This is a genomic window from Bacteroidota bacterium, from assembly GCA_016714535.1.
Taxonomy (GTDB): Bacteria; Bacteroidota; Bacteroidia; order AKYH767-A; family OLB10; genus JADKFV01.
Genome location: JADKDR010000002.1, coordinates 141,439 through 158,220 on the forward strand (window position 1 = coordinate 141,439; position 16,782 = coordinate 158,220).

At 39.2% G+C, this 16,782-nt stretch carries 13 protein-coding genes and 1 pseudogene; 9 read left to right on the plus strand and 5 right to left on the minus strand.

Annotated features, from left to right (window positions below):
• Positions 1-43 precede the first annotated feature (43 nt).
• Positions 44-997: a methylenetetrahydrofolate reductase [NAD(P)H] gene (gene metF, locus IPO27_03830; GenBank protein ID MBK8845726.1), complete on the plus strand. Its 954-nt coding sequence runs from the start codon at positions 44-46 to the stop codon at positions 995-997.
• A gap of 74 nt (positions 998-1,071) precedes the next feature.
• Here the strand turns inward: metF and IPO27_03835 are convergent, their stop codons facing one another.
• Positions 1,072-3,720, minus strand: a complete 2,649-nt coding sequence (locus IPO27_03835; protein ID MBK8845727.1) for a M1 family metallopeptidase — start codon at positions 3,718-3,720, stop codon at positions 1,072-1,074.
• Between the two features lie 617 nt (positions 3,721-4,337).
• Between IPO27_03835 and IPO27_03840 the strand changes: the two genes are divergently transcribed.
• Entirely contained in the window at positions 4,338-5,210 is an 873-nt protein-coding gene (locus tag IPO27_03840) for a YicC family protein (GenBank protein MBK8845728.1), read from the plus strand.
• Positions 5,211-5,498: 288 nt separating this feature from the next.
• Here the strand turns inward: IPO27_03840 and IPO27_03845 are convergent, their stop codons facing one another.
• Together IPO27_03845 and IPO27_03850 are read right to left on the minus strand one after the other, a co-directional pair.
• Positions 5,499-6,989, minus strand: coding sequence for a T9SS type A sorting domain-containing protein (locus tag IPO27_03845; protein MBK8845729.1), 1,491 nt, complete (start codon positions 6,987-6,989; stop codon positions 5,499-5,501).
• 194 nt (positions 6,990-7,183) lie between these two features.
• On the minus strand, positions 7,184-9,196 hold the full coding sequence (locus IPO27_03850) for a choice-of-anchor B family protein (protein ID MBK8845730.1): 2,013 nt from the start codon (positions 9,194-9,196) through the stop codon (positions 7,184-7,186).
• Between the two features lie 344 nt (positions 9,197-9,540).
• On the opposite strand from IPO27_03850, the gene IPO27_03855 reads away from it, so the two are divergent.
• Positions 9,541-10,545, plus strand: coding sequence for a T9SS type A sorting domain-containing protein (locus tag IPO27_03855; GenBank protein ID MBK8845731.1), 1,005 nt, complete (start codon positions 9,541-9,543; stop codon positions 10,543-10,545).
• A gap of 16 nt (positions 10,546-10,561) precedes the next feature.
• A pseudogene (locus tag IPO27_03860) lies at positions 10,562-11,055 on the plus strand (ferritin).
• Between the two features lie 45 nt (positions 11,056-11,100).
• Here IPO27_03860 and IPO27_03865 read toward each other — a convergent pair.
• Entirely contained in the window at positions 11,101-12,531 is a 1,431-nt protein-coding gene (locus tag IPO27_03865; protein ID MBK8845732.1) for a hypothetical protein, read from the minus strand.
• 161 nt (positions 12,532-12,692) lie between these two features.
• On the opposite strand from IPO27_03865, the gene gcvH reads away from it, so the two are divergent.
• Together gcvH and IPO27_03875 are read left to right on the plus strand one after the other, a co-directional pair.
• Positions 12,693-13,073, plus strand: a complete 381-nt coding sequence (gcvH, locus tag IPO27_03870) for a glycine cleavage system protein GcvH (protein ID MBK8845733.1) — start codon at positions 12,693-12,695, stop codon at positions 13,071-13,073.
• 11 nt (positions 13,074-13,084) lie between these two features.
• Positions 13,085-13,483, plus strand: coding sequence for a VanZ family protein (locus tag IPO27_03875; protein MBK8845734.1), 399 nt, complete (start codon positions 13,085-13,087; stop codon positions 13,481-13,483).
• 1 nt (position 13,484) lies between these two features.
• On the opposite strand, the gene IPO27_03880 is transcribed toward IPO27_03875, so the two are convergent.
• Positions 13,485-13,892, minus strand: coding sequence for an SRPBCC domain-containing protein (locus tag IPO27_03880; GenBank protein MBK8845735.1), 408 nt, complete (start codon positions 13,890-13,892; stop codon positions 13,485-13,487).
• Positions 13,893-14,012: 120 nt separating this feature from the next.
• On the opposite strand from IPO27_03880, the gene IPO27_03885 reads away from it, so the two are divergent.
• The 3 genes from IPO27_03885 (at position 14,013) to IPO27_03895 (ending at position 16,373) form a co-directional block, all read left to right on the plus strand.
• Entirely contained in the window at positions 14,013-14,777 is a 765-nt protein-coding gene (locus IPO27_03885; GenBank protein MBK8845736.1) for a T9SS type A sorting domain-containing protein, read from the plus strand.
• Between the two features lie 217 nt (positions 14,778-14,994).
• Positions 14,995-15,321: a SprB repeat-containing protein gene (locus IPO27_03890; protein MBK8845737.1), complete on the plus strand. Its 327-nt coding sequence runs from the start codon at positions 14,995-14,997 to the stop codon at positions 15,319-15,321.
• Positions 15,322-15,329: 8 nt separating this feature from the next.
• Positions 15,330-16,373, plus strand: coding sequence for a T9SS type A sorting domain-containing protein (locus tag IPO27_03895; GenBank protein MBK8845738.1), 1,044 nt, complete (start codon positions 15,330-15,332; stop codon positions 16,371-16,373).
• Positions 16,374-16,782 lie beyond the last annotated feature (409 nt).

Sequence of the window (16,782 nt, forward strand, 5' to 3'; positions counted from 1 at the left end):
TACAATAAATTATCTACTTTTGCCCACTGTTTAATAATTGTATATGAAGGTCACCGAACATCTTGCCAAAGCAAAGAATACTTTGTTTTCGATAGAAATATTACCTCCGTTAAAGGGGAAGAGCATCCAATCCATTTTTGATTCAATCGATCCGTTGATGGAATTTAAACCTCCATTTATTGATGTAACCTATCATCGCGAGGAGTATGTTTATAAAAAACGCGAAGGAGGCTATCTTGAAAAAGTTTCTATACGCAAGCGCCCGGGTACCGTAAGTATTTGCAGTGCCATTTTGAATAAATATAAAACAGATGCAATTCCACATTTGATTTGTGGAGGGTTTACAAAGGAAGAAACGGAAAACGCATTGATCGAACTGAATTTTTTGGGAATAGATAATGTACTTGCTTTGCGTGGTGATGCTATTAAAACTGAGAACACCTTTATCCCACACGAAAAGGGGCACAATTATGCTCTTAACCTGGTATCACAGATTAGCAGCCTTAATAAAGGTTTGTACCTTGACGAAGATTTGCTTGATACTGTAAATACGGATTTTTGTATTGGTGTGGCCGGTTATCCTGAAAAACATTTTGAAGCACCAAATCTGAAAATGGATGTTTCTTATTTAAAGAAAAAAGTGGAAGCAGGTGCAGATTATATTGTTACACAAATGTTTTTTGACAACGACAAGTTTTTCAATTTTGTAAAGGCTTGTAATGAAAGTGGAATTAATGTGCCAATCATTCCCGGCTTAAAAATACTTACAACAAAAAAGCAATTGACTATATTGCCTAAAACGTTTCATATCGATTTGCCCGATGACCTGATAGACGAAGTAATGAAATGCAAAAATGATATAGAAGTAAAAGAGGTTGGAATAGCTTGGGCCATACAACAGAGCAAAGAATTAATTAAGGCAAACGTTCCATGCCTACACTTTTATACGATGGGCAATCCTGATATTACCCGCAAGGTAGCAACCGCTATATTTTAAAAACTGTAGCAATTATCTTTTGCTTCTTGCAAAGCAAAAGGCATATTTTTGGGTAGCCCTTTTTGTTAAGACCATCAATTCATACGGCTGCGTATTTTTTCGTCAGCTTCGTTTGTTTTTATATCATTCAGGGTGCGGTCAAGAAAATCAAATAGGTTTTGCCATTCATCGCGTTTGCGTTCCTCTGTCACATAAGTACCTATGCCTGATTGTTTCTTTTCGTCTAGTTGTTTTTGAAGTTCGTCCATATTGGTTTTGCACTGGGCGCGCAACTCTTTAATATTGTTGTATGCTACTACCTTCGAAAAGGCACTTCCATTGCGGGCACTCTCATCCAGTAAGGCAACGCCTTTTTTCATTTCAGTATTATCCATTTTCTTTAAATATCTGCCATAGGTTGCAAGTTGTGTGGTCATGTTTTGTGTGCTACTTTTTACTGTATTAAACATAAAGGTTGCTTTGGCAGGATCTCCTTCGTTAGCATAGACACCGGCAAGTATTGAATTTATATTTGTATTGTTCTGCTTTTCGAGGTATGATGCGGCTTTTAGTCCTCGCTCCTTAAAGTGCTTCACATAAGCATTTAATGCCGCTTTAATAACCGCATAGCTACTATCACGTAAAGCATCATGATACACTTGCTCGCAAGTCGAATCGTTAAATGCTTCGCTTAGGATTTCAATGGCTGTTTCGCGCACGCTTGCTTTAGCATCTTGTTGTGCCAATTTAATAAGCGCTGCCTTAGCGGTGGGCTTTGCCTGCTCATTCTTTGCCATGGTAGTGCTAAGCTTTATTGCTTTTTCGCGAATTGCATAGTGCTTGTCATTCATAGCGTCAAGCACCATTTTAGCCTGGGCTGTACCTGCTTTGTAATTCTTCCCGGATTTATCCAGCGGTTCTGTTCGGTCTAAAAAAAGTGGTGCATGGTAAAACATATATGCCCATTCATCCGGAGTGTGATTATCGGTTTTTTTGCACAGCAACATTTTTTCAGAATCAAAATTTACAAGGTTCGGTTTAGTGGGGGCAGCAAAGCTGAAGGTATCTGTTCCTTTGCTAAGGGTAACCACCTGCTCTGTAACTTTACCATCAGCATATATACTTACCGTTACAGGCATTATATACAATGGTGTAGTGCTTAAGTCCTGTGTTTGTTTCACAAACACATATTGTGTTTGTGAGCTATCGACATACGTATATTGAATGTCGAGCTCCATATGACCTTTGTTAAAAAACCATTGATTAAAAAACCAGTTAAGGTCGCGCCCGCTAACTTTTTCCATAGCAAGGCGAAGGTGATGTGCTTCGGCTGCTTTAAATTTATTAGCAGTTAAATACTCTTTTAGTCCTTCAAAAAAAGCCTCATCGCCAAGTACCTTGCGCAACATGTGTAATATGCGTCCGCCTTTGGCGTACGAGTGACTATCGAACATATCTTCCTGTTGCTCATAATAAAAACGAATGAGGTCAACCTGCTTATCTGTACTCGAACTTAAATACCTGCGCAAATCGGCAGCACCACCATAGTCGGCTTCGTCTCGTCCGTATTTGTATTCGTCCCAAAGGCATTCGCCATAGGTAGCAAACGATTCGTTTAAGGGGGTATTGCTCCACGATTCGCAGGTAACTAAATCGCCAAACCACTGATGAAACAACTCGTGCGCTATAACAGCTTCGTTGGAATTGTCAAGTAACTGCCGTGAGTCACGATGCAAAAACGCTCCGTGCAATGTTGCTGTAGTGTTTTCCATAGCACCACTCACATAATCATGCACTACTACTTGCGCATATTTATCCCACGGATATTCTACCCCAAGTTGGTTCGAAAAAAATTCGAGCATCTCAGGCGTGTTGCCAAATATAGCTTTGGCATATCGCTCATAGGGTGCATCCACATAGTAGCTTACCTCTTTGTTGCGCCATTGTTCTTTTACTACTTTAAAATCGCTGATGGCCATCATAAATAAATAGGGTGTATGCGGTTGATTCATTTTCCAGTAGTCGGTTCGCGTTCCGTTACCGTTATTTTTGCTGCTTAGCAACACGCCATTACTCAACGTAGTAAACACGGTATCTATAGTTATATAAATCTCTTGTGTTGTTTTTTGATTTGGGCGGTCTATGGTAGGAAACCAAACGGAACTTGCCTGTGTTTCGCCCTGCGTCCATATCTGCCGTGGCTTTGTTTTGTCTTTTCCATCGGCATTAATAAAATATAATCCCTTGTCGCTTGAAATGGCAGAGCTCCCCCCAACTTTTTTAAGTTCATCGGGTTTGGAAATGTAATCTATAAAAACCGAGATAGTATCGGTACGTGTATATGTTTTGCCAAGATCGATAGTAAGAGTATCGCCCATATAAAAGTAAGAAAGCTTGTTTCTTGTTGCCCCTTGTATCAAGCTTACTTCGTTTATCGTCATTCCCCGTGCATCCAGCACCAATTGCTGCGATGGATAAAAATGTGGCTTACATGTTATAATGGCCTTGCCCAGTAAGTATTTTTTTGTCCAATCGAAACTTACCTCGAGCCGCGTGTGTATAAGGTCGGAAAGTATGGTGGGGGTATAGCGGTAATTGCCCGAAGGTTTATTTATTTTTTTTGACTGCTCACCTGATGCTTCTTTCAACACGGTAGTTTGTGTGTTTTCTTTAGCTGTTTTGCAGGTAGCAAAGCTTATCACCATTGCTGCAATAGCGCAGTATTTTGTCAATTTGTATTTCATTAATATCAATAGATTTTGTGGAGGCGCAAATGTGCAAAAAAGAAAGGCAACGACCACAAGAGGAATCTATATTAATTCGATACCCCGTTCAATAGGAATTTCGATTTATTAATTCCTGAAAGCAGTACTAATGAATAGGTTGGCAGGATAATGACTTGCACTTTTTAAGCAAATACGAAAGTAAAGTTCATGATGGAATATGCACAAGGTTATACACCGTATGCTAAGGTGTTTTTCTACTAGCATGGCATCGGTTGGGCTTCTTTATCAATTTAATGCAGCGTGTTTTTTATGATCCTATAATTAAATGATGATGTTATGATTTGAATGAAAAAGAAATAACCCAACCATTGTTACATTATAAAAATTGGAATTAGAATGGCAACTAGGCATTCCATCAAGAGAAAAATCGAAAGCCGATAGATTTTATTTTCCGCACTTACTTAAGCTACATCAAAAAAACATGAAAGTTATAAATATAATAATCTTATTAAACAAGGAATGATTGTAACTTTGTAAACGTAGATAAATTAAATTTTAATAGGGTCTTTAGTTAGTTGCTGCAAGCGTAATGAAATCGTTGGTAGCGCCATTAAGAACGAAACAAGGTATAACATATGATTAAGTCAATGACCGGATTTGGCCGGGCTTCAGGAGCGGTAAATGGAATAAACGTAACCATGGAAGTAAAATCGCTAAACAGTAAATTTCTCGAAATCAACTTACGCTTGCCTGCCCCATTTCGCGACCGCGAAATGGATATTCGCATGTACCTGACCAAAGTTCTTGAGCGTGGTCGTGTTGATATAAGCATTAGCATGGATGAGTCGATGGTGGATACCGGGGTATCACTTAATACCAAAGCTGCTTCCGGTTATATAGCGCAACTAAAAGATTTGTGCAATGCCAATGGCATTGATATGAAGGACATCATGCCTGCTTTCTTGCAACTTCCTAATATTACAGGTATGCAACGCACCGATACAAGTGACGAAACGTTTGCCGCCCTGCAAAGCCTTACTGCTGAAGCAATAAGTAGGTTTAACGAGTTCCGTGCTAAGGAAGGCAGTATACTCATGCAGGATTTATTGCAATGCCTAACTACCATAGAAAGTGATGCAGAGCAGGTAGCAGCCAATGCGCCCAAGCGTGCCGAAAACATTAGGCAACGTATATTACAACAGTTACAAAGCAACAGCGATAATATTGTGATTGATCACAATCGTTTTGAGCAGGAGTTGATTTACTACCTGGAGCGGATAGATATAAATGAAGAGCGAGTGCGCCTTCATAGTCATTGCAATTATTTTCGCGAGTGCATACATGCGCCCGATGTAAGTGGCAAAAAGCTTGGTTTTATTTTACAAGAGATTGGCCGTGAGATTAACACCATGGGTGCAAAAGCCAACGATGCTGCTATTCAGAAAATGATAATCGGAATGAAAGATGATCTTGAGAAAATGAAAGAGCAAATATTGAATGTTTTGTAATATTGGCTATTCGTAAGGCAATCTGATAACAGCAACATGATAAAAAAAATTGCTTTGCTGAAGGATAAACACAAGCATATTTTTCAGGCTATTAAAAGCCGGGCTGCTGTCGAGGTAAACTAGAACCATATGCCTCTGGTAAAACTAGAATACAAATAAATCAAGCCCCAGATTCTAATGATGGAGAAAACAAATGTTAGATAATAAGTTGAGTTATGGCAGGGATAAAAAGAAAAAAAGCAGTCTTATGACTGCTTTTTAATTTTAAGAAAGCTCCCTAATATATTTTTATTCACGCGCAGGGATTACAAATTTTAGGGACGAGTATCCTGATGCAGTTTGATACTGAACAATGTAAATTCCTGCAGCAAGCATTGAAATGTCGATACTTTTGTCAACAGAAATATCGCTTGAGTAAATTTTAGCGGCACCAATTACATCATAAATACTAGCCGAAATGATATTTTCATTACTATTAAACCTAAGATGATTTTGAAATAAATAAACAGATTCAGTTGTGGTATTGGATATTGATGAGCGAGGCTGTATCGGAAGGTTGTTATAATATAAACTGATCAAGAATCCATGCCATGAATCTATATCGGCTCCATTAGATCCATCAGCCGTAGCAACAACTCTGTTGTTGCCGGATTTGTTTCCATATACAGCATTGTATTCCCAGTAATTTTGGGCATACCCAAAACCATAATACGGGTGGTGTATAGAGTCTTCGCTTATCAATTGGTTATTGTATACAGAAAAGTTGTACAGATAGCTATCATAAAAACCATACTGCCCGGTTTTAAAACCAAAGCAAGCTGCAAGCGGATAGGTAGTTGAGTTTAATGAAAGCGTGGTGCTGCTGTATACCAGGGTAGCATCATTAATAAAAACATCCGGATTAGGGTGACTGTAGTGAGTGCCATTCAGAATAATTTCTTTTTTATTCGCATTTACCAGCAAATAATCATTTACATCAAGGTCAGTCAAACGGAATTTTCCAGTCGTTGTATAATTGTAAAAAACGTTTCCCGAAAAGGTACATTTAGCAATATATGTTTGCAGGCCATCATTGGCTGCAAGCATTAACCAGTTGTTGTTAGATAGTATACTAACACTGTTAACAGGAAAAGGCGTGGGTATGGTAAACGTATCCGTGATAGAATAATATTTGTTAAGCACCGTGATGGTTAGCACGCCATTCAGTGTTCCGGCTAAAAAGCGCTTATTATCTGCCGCACAAACTATCGGGCTGTAATTGCAAACCTGTTTGGTAAGGTCGCGATTGCCACTGTTTTTATTATACAAGCGCATAATACCATCAGAGTAAAACAATTCAATCTTTTCACCACCTACTTCCATGGCGGTATATCCAGTGCGTACTTCAGAAGCATGCATCACCAATTTTAGCCCGCTGTCGTACTTAAAAAGCCTGCTGCCTATTCCTACATAAGCCTGCTGATCATGGTCCACTTCCAGGAATATTTTTTTTGCCTTGATATTCTTTTTTTGTTTGGTCCACTTTATTTCCCTTTCAGCTACATAGCTTCCATCCATTTTCTGTTTAATCAAGGTGTAAGAAGCCGGCAGGGTATCATCATTAAAACACATATCCTTATTTCGAATGGTGTACATATGATAGTCATTATCAAAGGTGACATTGGTAAACCTTGTTCTATCGCACCACCAGCCCGAAGTATAGAGAAACCATTGCGCTTTTTGCGCATTAGCGAGTATGCACATTACCAATATGCATACCATTAGAATTAATTTTTTCACTTTGTTTGATTTTTAAGATTAGAAACTCATTTTAATTTTCACTATGGTCATAGTGATTGAGTCTAAAATTAAACATTATAAATTAGAAATCAAAGTAAAAAACCGGAAGTTTAGCTTAAATCTTAAATAGCTTTGAAAAAAAAACCGGCACTTGTTTACGCTGCCGGTTTTCCTGAAAATAAAGAAGTCTTTATTTAGTTTTTTACAATTCGTGTTTTGTATGAAGTGGTTCCATTGTTTATTTCAACAATATACATTCCCTGATTCATGGCTTGTAACGATAATTGAGTAAGGTTGTCGCCTTCCTTAATTTCAATTTCTGATTGGCTAATTACTTTCCCTAACATATCATACACCCGAAGGCTACCATTAGTTTGCATTTCGCTTGTAAAATAAAAGGCAATATCATTATCGGCAGGATTTGGATATGCGAGCAAACTGCCTTCGTCACCATATTTAGCCGTTTCCTGGTTTAGTGGCATTGTTTTCACAAAATTGGTACTGCTTACATCTACGCGAAGTTTATAGCAACTGTTCGCATTAAATGCACCGTTATATCCATTAACACGCAGCTTGTAAGTAGAGGCAGTAGTTGAGTTTCGTATGATACTTTCATTGGTGGTGCCGCTATTTTGAGATGTTGCAAGTAAACTATTACTGTTGCTGTACAATCTTAAATCATAGTCGGCAGGCAAATTTTGCAAAGTTGCTTTTAGTTTGGTATTAGGTATTACCGTGCTAAAACGAAACCAGTCAACATCACCCGATGCTCCAATCAGTGCATAAATGTCGGTGCTAACAGGTATAGTCTTGGCTTGACTTGAAGAGTTGTTTGCTTCGTAAGTATCGGTGCAGGTAGAACCCGTTTGTAGTAAAGTAATGTTTAACGTAGTCAGGCTGCCGTTGGTTAAAACAACACCGCTTGTTACTTTGGTGACATATCCGGTTTTGCTAACGGTTACGGTATACGTTCCTGCAGTTACAGTGCCTGTTTTGTATTCTCCGGTAGCATTAGTTACTTCATTCAAAGTAGCAGGGCCGGTAATGCTAACCGTAGCGCCTGCTATTACAAGTCCTGTTTGCTGATCAGTAACCGCGCCTTCCAGGTGGCATGCACGGGTATAGGTTGGTTTTAAAACAAACAAGCCATTTTCTATATCGCTAACTACCACATTACCGGATGGAAAATAAGGATACACTCCCCATGCGCCATTAAAACCATTGCCTGCATAAGCAGGCGATGTATCGTACCAACCGGTAAGCACCAAGTTGCCCGGACGCGATACATCTACAATGGTAAAACCATCTCGATAGTAGGAATTAACAGCGTATTCATTGAGTATATACGTATTATGAATTATTGATCCTGAGCCCGGATTTTGCGATTGTACTTTATCAAGTAACTGAATATTGTTTGAATTGCTTACATTATAGGAAGCCAGTACAGAGTTACTTACTTCATCGGTTGTAAATACTACTGTTTGGGCACCATTCAACCAGGTATTGTGGCAAAAGGTATTTGGTGTAGCCTGTTTGTTTATTAGCACAGGTGCTGCTTTATTGGTTACATCATAAATAGAAAACTTTCCATCATAGATATGCGCCCCATAATAAACATTGCCAAGCGCTTGCCCATCGTGCACATAGTCAACGGTAGAACTTGCTCCTGTGCTTGTATGGCCAACAAAGGAAGGGTTCCATGGATCGGTTAGTGAGCAAATCAATGATGAACCATTGAATAAATATCCGCCTCCGGAATTGCGGCAACCATTTAGATAAATAAAGTTGCCATCTACATGCACCGTATGTATCCTCGATAAACCTGTAATTGCTCCATTACCTGTCCAGGTTTTGTATGGTGCTGAGTCGGGTAGATAAGATAAATTTACAATAGTAAGTCCACCGCCACCTTCGGTGCCTACATATGCATAGCTGCCATAGGTGCGCACCTCACGCCATTGGCTGTTTGCTGCAGGAATATCAAATAGCAAAGCCGGAGTGGCAGGGCTCGTTATGTTTACAATGCTCAAGCCTGCTGTAGTGCCCACTAAGGCATATTCGCGATTTTGATTGTCTGTATATCCCCAAATGTTTGCCAGACTTTTTCCCGGAAAGGTTAATTGCGATCGAAAGGTAACGTTCAATTGTGCAAAGGATGATGTTGATATTAGTAAGCATGCCAATGCGAAATGTAGATTTTTAAACATAAGATTTTAAGATCTAATGGTGAAATTTAAGATACAATTGACAAATTTAAAAAAATAAATAATACCACAGAAAAAAATATTTTAGCCAACATATTTTAGCATTTCGTGTATGAATATTCTCGATATTTTGTTAGTTATTCACCAGCATTTTGGAATCTATTGATTGAATTAGAAGGTTCAGGTATTAGGTAATGCGTAACTTGAGTTCAATAGTATCTATGATGAATATGCTGCCACAATAGACCAATTTGCAGGTAGGTTGTAAATAGGATTGTATTCAAAGTAAAGTCGTTTTAATGAAGTCAAAAAAACGATTACTTTAGCCACGTTAAAAAAATCATTGCATGCGAATAATCGTTTTATGGCTTTTTATATTAAGTGCAATTGATTGCTATGCACAAAATGCTATATTTAGTTCTCCTTGTGTGGGGACATTTTCACGTAAGGGCTTGTTTTTCGATGTAGAAGCCAAACAATCCAATATTATTATCAATAAACTTTCGTTACTGGCACAAAATCCCGGAACCCGCGATATTTATATTTATTATAAAAAAGGAACTTTTTTCGGATTCGAAACAAACCCAAATGCATGGACATTGGTAGATTCAGCCATTAATTTCACTCCCAATTCAGCATTAAACTGCCCTATTCCTCCCACCCCTTTTCCAAATGATATGAATATATGTGTTGAAGCCGGTGAGCGGGCCGCGTTTTATTTTATTATGACCAATGGCACAGGAACAATCGAATCGCATAGCAATCTCTCAACAAACTCCCTTGCCGTTTCCGGCACCGATTTAAATTTATACACCGGCATAGGCCAAAATACGCTTACTCCATTTAATGCGGCTGGTCCATTTACCAATGGATTAACCTGGCAGGGCGACATTTATTATACCAAGGTAGCAAGCTTGTTAGGCCCTGATACTACTATCTGCGCTCCTCAATCGCTGCTGCTCAATGTAGGCCTCGGCTATACCAGCTATTTATGGAGCACGGGCGATACAATTCCCTCCATTACCGTTAATCAAAGCGGTACGTATTATGTTGCTGTAACTACCTTTACAGGTTGTAGCTTTACCGATAGCATTGTGGTTAATGTAGACCCGTGTGCATTTTTGAATGAACATGCCGAAAAGAACGAATTTGTGCTTATTGATAAACAAGTTCACTTTCCAGTTGTTATGATAGGGAGCGAATACTATGTGTGGAATGCGATGGGGCAACTGATAGAGCAAAAAATTATCACAGGAGCAACAGTAAGCTTACAGCATTTGTCACCAGGTATGTATACGTTGTCAGTTTTTAACAGTAAGTCAGTCAACACAAGAAAATTCATTATTAATTAGTATAAAAAGAAAAAATATGTTATCAAAAAAATTAAGCGCCCTGCTCAATCAGCAGGTTCATTTAGAAGGACACTCGTCCAATGTATATTTGGCTATGGCATCGTGGGCCGAAATTCAGGGCTTTCACGGCACTTCGGCTTTCTTATATCATCATAGCGATGAAGAGCGATTGCACATGCTTAAGTTATTTAAGTTTATAAATGAGCGTGGAGGCGAAGCAAAAGTACCTGCCATTAAAGATGTGCCACATCAATTATAGAGGAAGTATTTGAGCAAGTATTAAAGCATGAAATTCATGTATCCTCAGAAATAAATAAACTGGTAGATGTATGTCTTCATGAAAAAGACTTCGCTACACATAATTTTTTGCAATGGTATGTAGCCGAGCAAATAGAAGAAGAAAATCTGGCGCGCACCCTGCTTGATAAGTTAAGATTAATAGGCAAGGAGAAGAGCGGCTTGTTTATGTTTGATAAAGATTTGCAAGCCTTGTCAACTGCCACCGAGTAAATATTTTTTATTCCACTTGTTTCTTACTTAGCCAATAAGTTTGGGTTAATACATAATTTGTTTGTACAAAATTCCTTGCTCATTACTTATTAAAAGAAATACAGGGTAATTTATTTTATCCAGTTGAAATCTGCCTGCGTTTTCTACGCTGCGATAAAGAAGTTTTGCATCAATTGAATATAGTTCTATCCTTATTTTTCCTGCCGTGTTTGTTACCAATATTTTATCGTTAGCAACCCATGCAGCTATTCCGTTTTTGGTAATATTGTTTTCGAGGCTCGAAAAAATTACGGTAGATGAAGGGGTGCTGCAACCATTACTATCACTTATAAGAACAAAGTAATTGCCCGGCACGGTAGGTGCAAAGCATTGCGTAGTCGAAAGCACTTGGGTGAGGTTGATGGTATTGTACCACGAATAACTCACTGCCGGTGTCGAGCAATATTGTGAGCCATTTATGCTGATAATGGGTGCCGGTGGATTAGGATACTCCGTAATAAATTGTGAGAAGGTAGCAGTATCGCAACCAGCACCATTGCATGCAATAAGTTGCACATCAAAACTTCCATATCCGGGATAATAAATACCAGTTGGATTTTGCAAAGTAGAACTTGCAGGTGCCGCACCGGTAAAGGTCCATTCCCAGCTTGTTGGCGAATTGGTGCTTAAATCAAAGAAATCGATACTTTGTTTTTCGCAAAAAACGGTATCGCTGCTACTCAGGTTTGCTAATGGCGCTGCGCTCGTTAACGACTGCACACTCACATCATCAATAAAATAATAGCAATAAGGAAAGAATGAGTTTGGATTTACGCATTGCCAGTTTGTATTCGCGTCATTTTTAAAATTGCCGATTACAAAATAATTTTCGTTGCCGGTGGCTACATAGTTCCATTGCAGCTTTACCCATTGTGCAGTATCGCTTAGCAAACCTCCGGTGTAAGTTAATTGAGGAGCTACCTGCAATACCCCGGGCTGTGTTCCAAAATTTTGTTGTATGGGTGTTGGCGAAAAATATACACCAAAGTCACTAACGGCAAACTTAGCACCATTAGCAAGGCTAACATAAAAACTCACTTCGTAAGACTGCCCTGCCTGCAGGGTTGACAATAGTGTGCCTCGTATATACTCACGGTATTCACTGCTGCCAAGGCTAAGGCATCCAAACAAGGCAATTGCTTCATAGGGGATAATGCCGGCATGTGCCACACCGGTGCGCGAAGGTTGATAGCCCAACAAGGCATTGGGACTATTAACTCCGCCTATCTGCCACGAGCAGGCAGCATATAAATCAGGCGATGAGGTGGAGTCAGCTCCAGAGTTTACATCATCCCAATCCTGAGCATTAATCAATTCGCCCGGCCCCAAGGGGCATGGCGACAGTGTTTCGAAGCTTGGATTAAGCACCAGATTTTGAGCATATATGGTCACTGTTAACAACATACACAGTGCCGTTGCCGAAATAGTTGAGCGCATCGTTTTATTTCTATTATTTTTTTAAAAAACAAGAATACGTTTTTTTATCTTGCCTGAATCAGGGTATCTCTTTTTTCCAAAAAAATAATTTGATGATAGCGCGGCATCAGAAAAAAATTATTTCATTCGCAGGTAATAAATTCAATAAAAAAATATCACATATGAGTTATCCGGCCGAATTAAAATACACCAAAGAGCACGAATGGGTTCGAATAGAGGGCGATGTAGCCACCATAGGTATTACACACTTTGCGCAAAGCGAGTTGGGCGATATTGTTTATGTGGAAATTGAAACCGTTGGCGAAACGCTTGATAAAGACACCATATTCGGTACCGTAGAGGCAGTAAAAACGGTTTCTGATTTATTTATGCCATTGTCGGGCGAGGTGCTTGAGATTAATCCGGATTTGCAGGGAAACCCTGAATCGGTAAACAAAGATCCTTATGGTGCCGGGTGGATGATTAAAATCAGAATAACCAATGCTGACGAAGTTCCTCATCTGCTTGCTGCAGAGGCTTATACTTCCTTGATTGGGGCTTAGTTGCTATTGCCTTGTTAGCAAAGCTTTTCAATCGTAGTAATTTTTATACTACCCTACTTTGGGCAATGTTAATATTGGTGTTGTGCCTCATGCCCGGTAAAGAACTTCCCAAAATATGGTGGCTCGAACTGCTCAGTTTTGATAAGGTAGTTCACGCTGCTGTTTTTGCTATACTCACTATACTTTTCATTCGTAATTTAGAGGTACTTAATCCCACTCATCCAATATTCAAAAACAGAATCTTAACTGCTATCGCTATTAGCTCATGTTATGGTGGTGCCCTCGAAGTTATGCAAGGCACCCTCATTGAAGGCCGCAGTGCTGATATTTACGATTTTGTATTTGATGCCTTAGGTTGCTTTTTGGGTGTTTGGGTTGCCCGAAAAAAAAAGTGGATGCTTTTCAGCTGATTCAACGTTGTTCGATCACCCAATCGTTTAAGGGCTCAAATACATTATCTATCCAACCATCCTGATGACTCAGCATTTCTTTTTGGTTAGGAAAATTTTCATGTGTTAATCTTATTTCGCAGCCCGAGGGGTGAGCAGCAAAATTATACGTAACCACACTTGGTTCAGCTTTCTTGCTCCATGTGTTGGGCTTCCAGGTATGTTTAAGCATTTTATTTTTTGTAAAAGCCTGTACTTCACCGGTTACCCAATTATCAAAAAGCATAAACTTACCGCCTTCTTTTAGCTCCAGTAAACTATCGCCACCTCCCCATTCCCTAATTTTTTCAGCATTTACAATTGCCTCAAAAACAATTGCAGGAGCAGCATATACTACATAGGTTATTTCAAATTGCAGGTCTTTATTCATGGCATCTAACTTCTATGTTGCAAAAGTATAAAAGTAAATCCGATTAACTGTATAGCGTGGCAAAGCAACTACAGGCAGTGAAAATGATTACCTGATATTTGCGAAAATTAATTTTAGCAAATGAAAAAAATTCTACTCCTATTAGCAATTGTAATAAAAGTATCAGGTGTTTCTGCACAACAGTGGGTGGTTGGCCAACCGGTTAATCAGTTAATTCTTCCTTCAGCGTTAGGCTATGCGGCATTAGATGGGTGTTATCCTAACCCTTCGGTAAATTGGACATTAAATGTACCATCGGTACCGGGTGTTCAGTTTTCGTTAGTTGTAAAATCGGCCGATGCCAACAGCATGTTTGTACTGCCGGGCAACGATACACTTGCAATTGGTGACTCCGTTAAGATTAGCGGAAGCAATTTTATTTTTTCAATATATTATTTTTCCACCGCTGCACCCACGCAACCGCTCGATTTCGATTTGGTAGCCACAGGTATACCTACACAGGCAGGTGCGGCTTATCCTTGCAATCTTAGTATGCTTATTTTTATGTCAAACCTGTTGCTGTGCCCCGATGGTTTGTCTGGAACTATTCCTGCTAATTGCACAGTGTTGCTTAATTCAGCTATTGAAGAAAATTCATCATTGGCAGGAGTAATAAATTGGCCTTCAGAACAAAATAACTTCACGCTGAATATTGATAATCTGAAACCAGGCACACGTGTTTCAGTTTTTTCTATCCATGGTAATTTAATAGAAGAATTGACAACAGAAATAGCAGAGGTTCAACTTGATTTTTTAGATAAAGCTCCCGGAGTTTATTTATTACGAATCAAACATGGTAATAATGTTTCTTCAAGTAAATTTAATTTACAAGGCAATCGGCAATAGTATAATCCCTGAATTATTAATCAAGAAATACATTACTTCCACATTTGTATTTAACCGTTTTTTTTTAAACTGTTAGAATAATCTTATAGTATTTATTCTATTAATAAGCAAGGTGCAGAATTGACACTACGCTTAGAGTGCCTCTAAAGAAGCAAACTCGAACTTTGATATTTCAGAAATTACATTTTATCCAAACCTGGAAAGCAAAACAACCACATTGCAGTTTGATGGTTTTGCCGATGGAAATGCGACCATAACCGTAACAGATGCCAATGGATGCACAGCTACCTGCGAATATACCATAACCGAGCCGGCAGTATTAACCGTTTCGTTAACACCTACCAATGTTACTTGCCTTGGAGGAAGCGATGGTAGCATAGCTGCCAACCCAGCGGGAGGCACCATGGCGAATAGTTATATGTGGAGCAATGAACAGACTACGGCAACAGCCACAGGCCTTATAAGCGGAACATATACCGTAACGGTAACTGATGCCAATGGATGTACGCCACGGCTTAAGCTACCATCACACATACCCTTGTAATACCGGCAATGCCGGGTGCTATAACAGGCCCAACGTTGGTATGTCGCAACACTACACAATCGTATAGCATAGCTGCTGTACCCGGTGCATCAACCTATACCTGGACAGCCCCTGCCGGAGCAACAGTTACCGGTGGTCAGGGAACAACCAATGCAACCATCTTCTATAGCAATTCAGCGGTTACAGGCAATGTAACGGTAACAGCGGGCAATGTGTGTGGCACCAGCGGCCCACGTAGCGTATTGGTAACCGTTGTACCAAACAAACCTGCCATGCCAACCGTAACCGGTTTGCAAAATGGAGTGTGCGGACGTAAGAACCTGGTTTACACATGTTCGGTTGTAGCAGGAGCTACATCTTATACATGGACCGTTCCTACAGGAGCAACATTAGCAAGCGGCCAGGGAACCAACAGCATACTAGTACACTTTGGCAATACATTTACAGGTAGTGGTTTTATTACTGTAACAGCTAACAATATATGTGGAAGTAGTAATGTACGTTCGTATGCAGTATATGGTAAATTGCAAACACCGGTTATTTCAGGAGCCAACTATACTTGTAAGTTTCAAACCGGGGTAACCTACTCATGCGCACCGATTGCCGGGGCCACTAGCTATACGTGGACCGTTGTACCTGGTAGCATATTGGTTAGCGGGCAAGGAACAACTTCGATAGTTGTAAATTGGGGACATATAAATGGTGTTATTAAAGTTAAGGCCAATTCTGTTTCAGTATGTAGTACCAGCCCTAATTCACTTCACCCGGTTTCATTTACTTGTCGTGAGGGTAATGAATTGCTAAGCGGAATAGGAATTTACCCTAACCCAACCAATGGACTCACAACGATTGATTTTGACGCATTTGAAAGCGGAGAAGGAGCAATGCAGGTGTTTAATATTTTGGGTGAGCAGGTTATGTTTAATCCATTATCAGTTAATGAAGGCTTAAACCGCATAAACCTTGATGCTACACAATTTGCAGCAGGTTGTTATATTGTTAAGGTATCTTGCAAAGGAACCACCCAAGTGGCCAGAATGGTTGTCAATTAAAGAGTGTAATTGAATATGAATTTCTGAAATGAGCGTCATTTATGACGCTCATTTTTTTTGTCTTTTACTGCAAGATGGGTTGGATAATCCAAGACCAATATGACTAGTTTATAGCTGCTCGAATGTTGTCTTAGCTTTTATGGTAGTGGAAAATTAGCAGGTTGATAAGTGCCTTGGTTCTTTTTTTCAAAATATGATAATTATCTTGTTATTATTAAATTATTAAGCATAGAATATTTATTACACAAAAATGTTTTATTTGCATTTAGATTTTACTCCTTCAATCGTATTTTTTGTTGTTTTATAGAATGGATTCAAAATAAATGGAGTGCATTTATTATTTTGATATTTCATTCTGAAATAACGAAGCATTTATTAAACAGGTAAATACAATATAAAAAACCAAATA

Coding starts and splice junctions, on each gene's coding strand:
- IPO27_03880 (MBK8845735.1), bottom strand. CDS start 13,892: ATGAATAAAGACCTGCAATTTGAAATAACCTATGTAGTATATGCTGCT.
- metF (MBK8845726.1), top strand. CDS start 44: ATGAAGGTCACCGAACATCTTGCCAAAGCAAAGAATACTTTGTTTTCG.
- gcvH (MBK8845733.1), top strand. CDS start 12,693: ATGAGTTATCCGGCCGAATTAAAATACACCAAAGAGCACGAATGGGTT.
- IPO27_03855 (MBK8845731.1), top strand. CDS start 9,541: ATGCGAATAATCGTTTTATGGCTTTTTATATTAAGTGCAATTGATTGC.
- IPO27_03840 (MBK8845728.1), top strand. CDS start 4,338: ATGATTAAGTCAATGACCGGATTTGGCCGGGCTTCAGGAGCGGTAAAT.
- IPO27_03885 (MBK8845736.1), top strand. CDS start 14,013: ATGAAAAAAATTCTACTCCTATTAGCAATTGTAATAAAAGTATCAGGT.
- IPO27_03835 (MBK8845727.1), bottom strand. CDS start 3,720: ATGAAATACAAATTGACAAAATACTGCGCTATTGCAGCAATGGTGATA.
- IPO27_03865 (MBK8845732.1), bottom strand. CDS start 12,531: ATGCGCTCAACTATTTCGGCAACGGCACTGTGTATGTTGTTAACAGTG.
- IPO27_03895 (MBK8845738.1), top strand. CDS start 15,330: ATGCCGGGTGCTATAACAGGCCCAACGTTGGTATGTCGCAACACTACA.
- IPO27_03850 (MBK8845730.1), bottom strand. CDS start 9,196: ATGTTTAAAAATCTACATTTCGCATTGGCATGCTTACTAATATCAACA.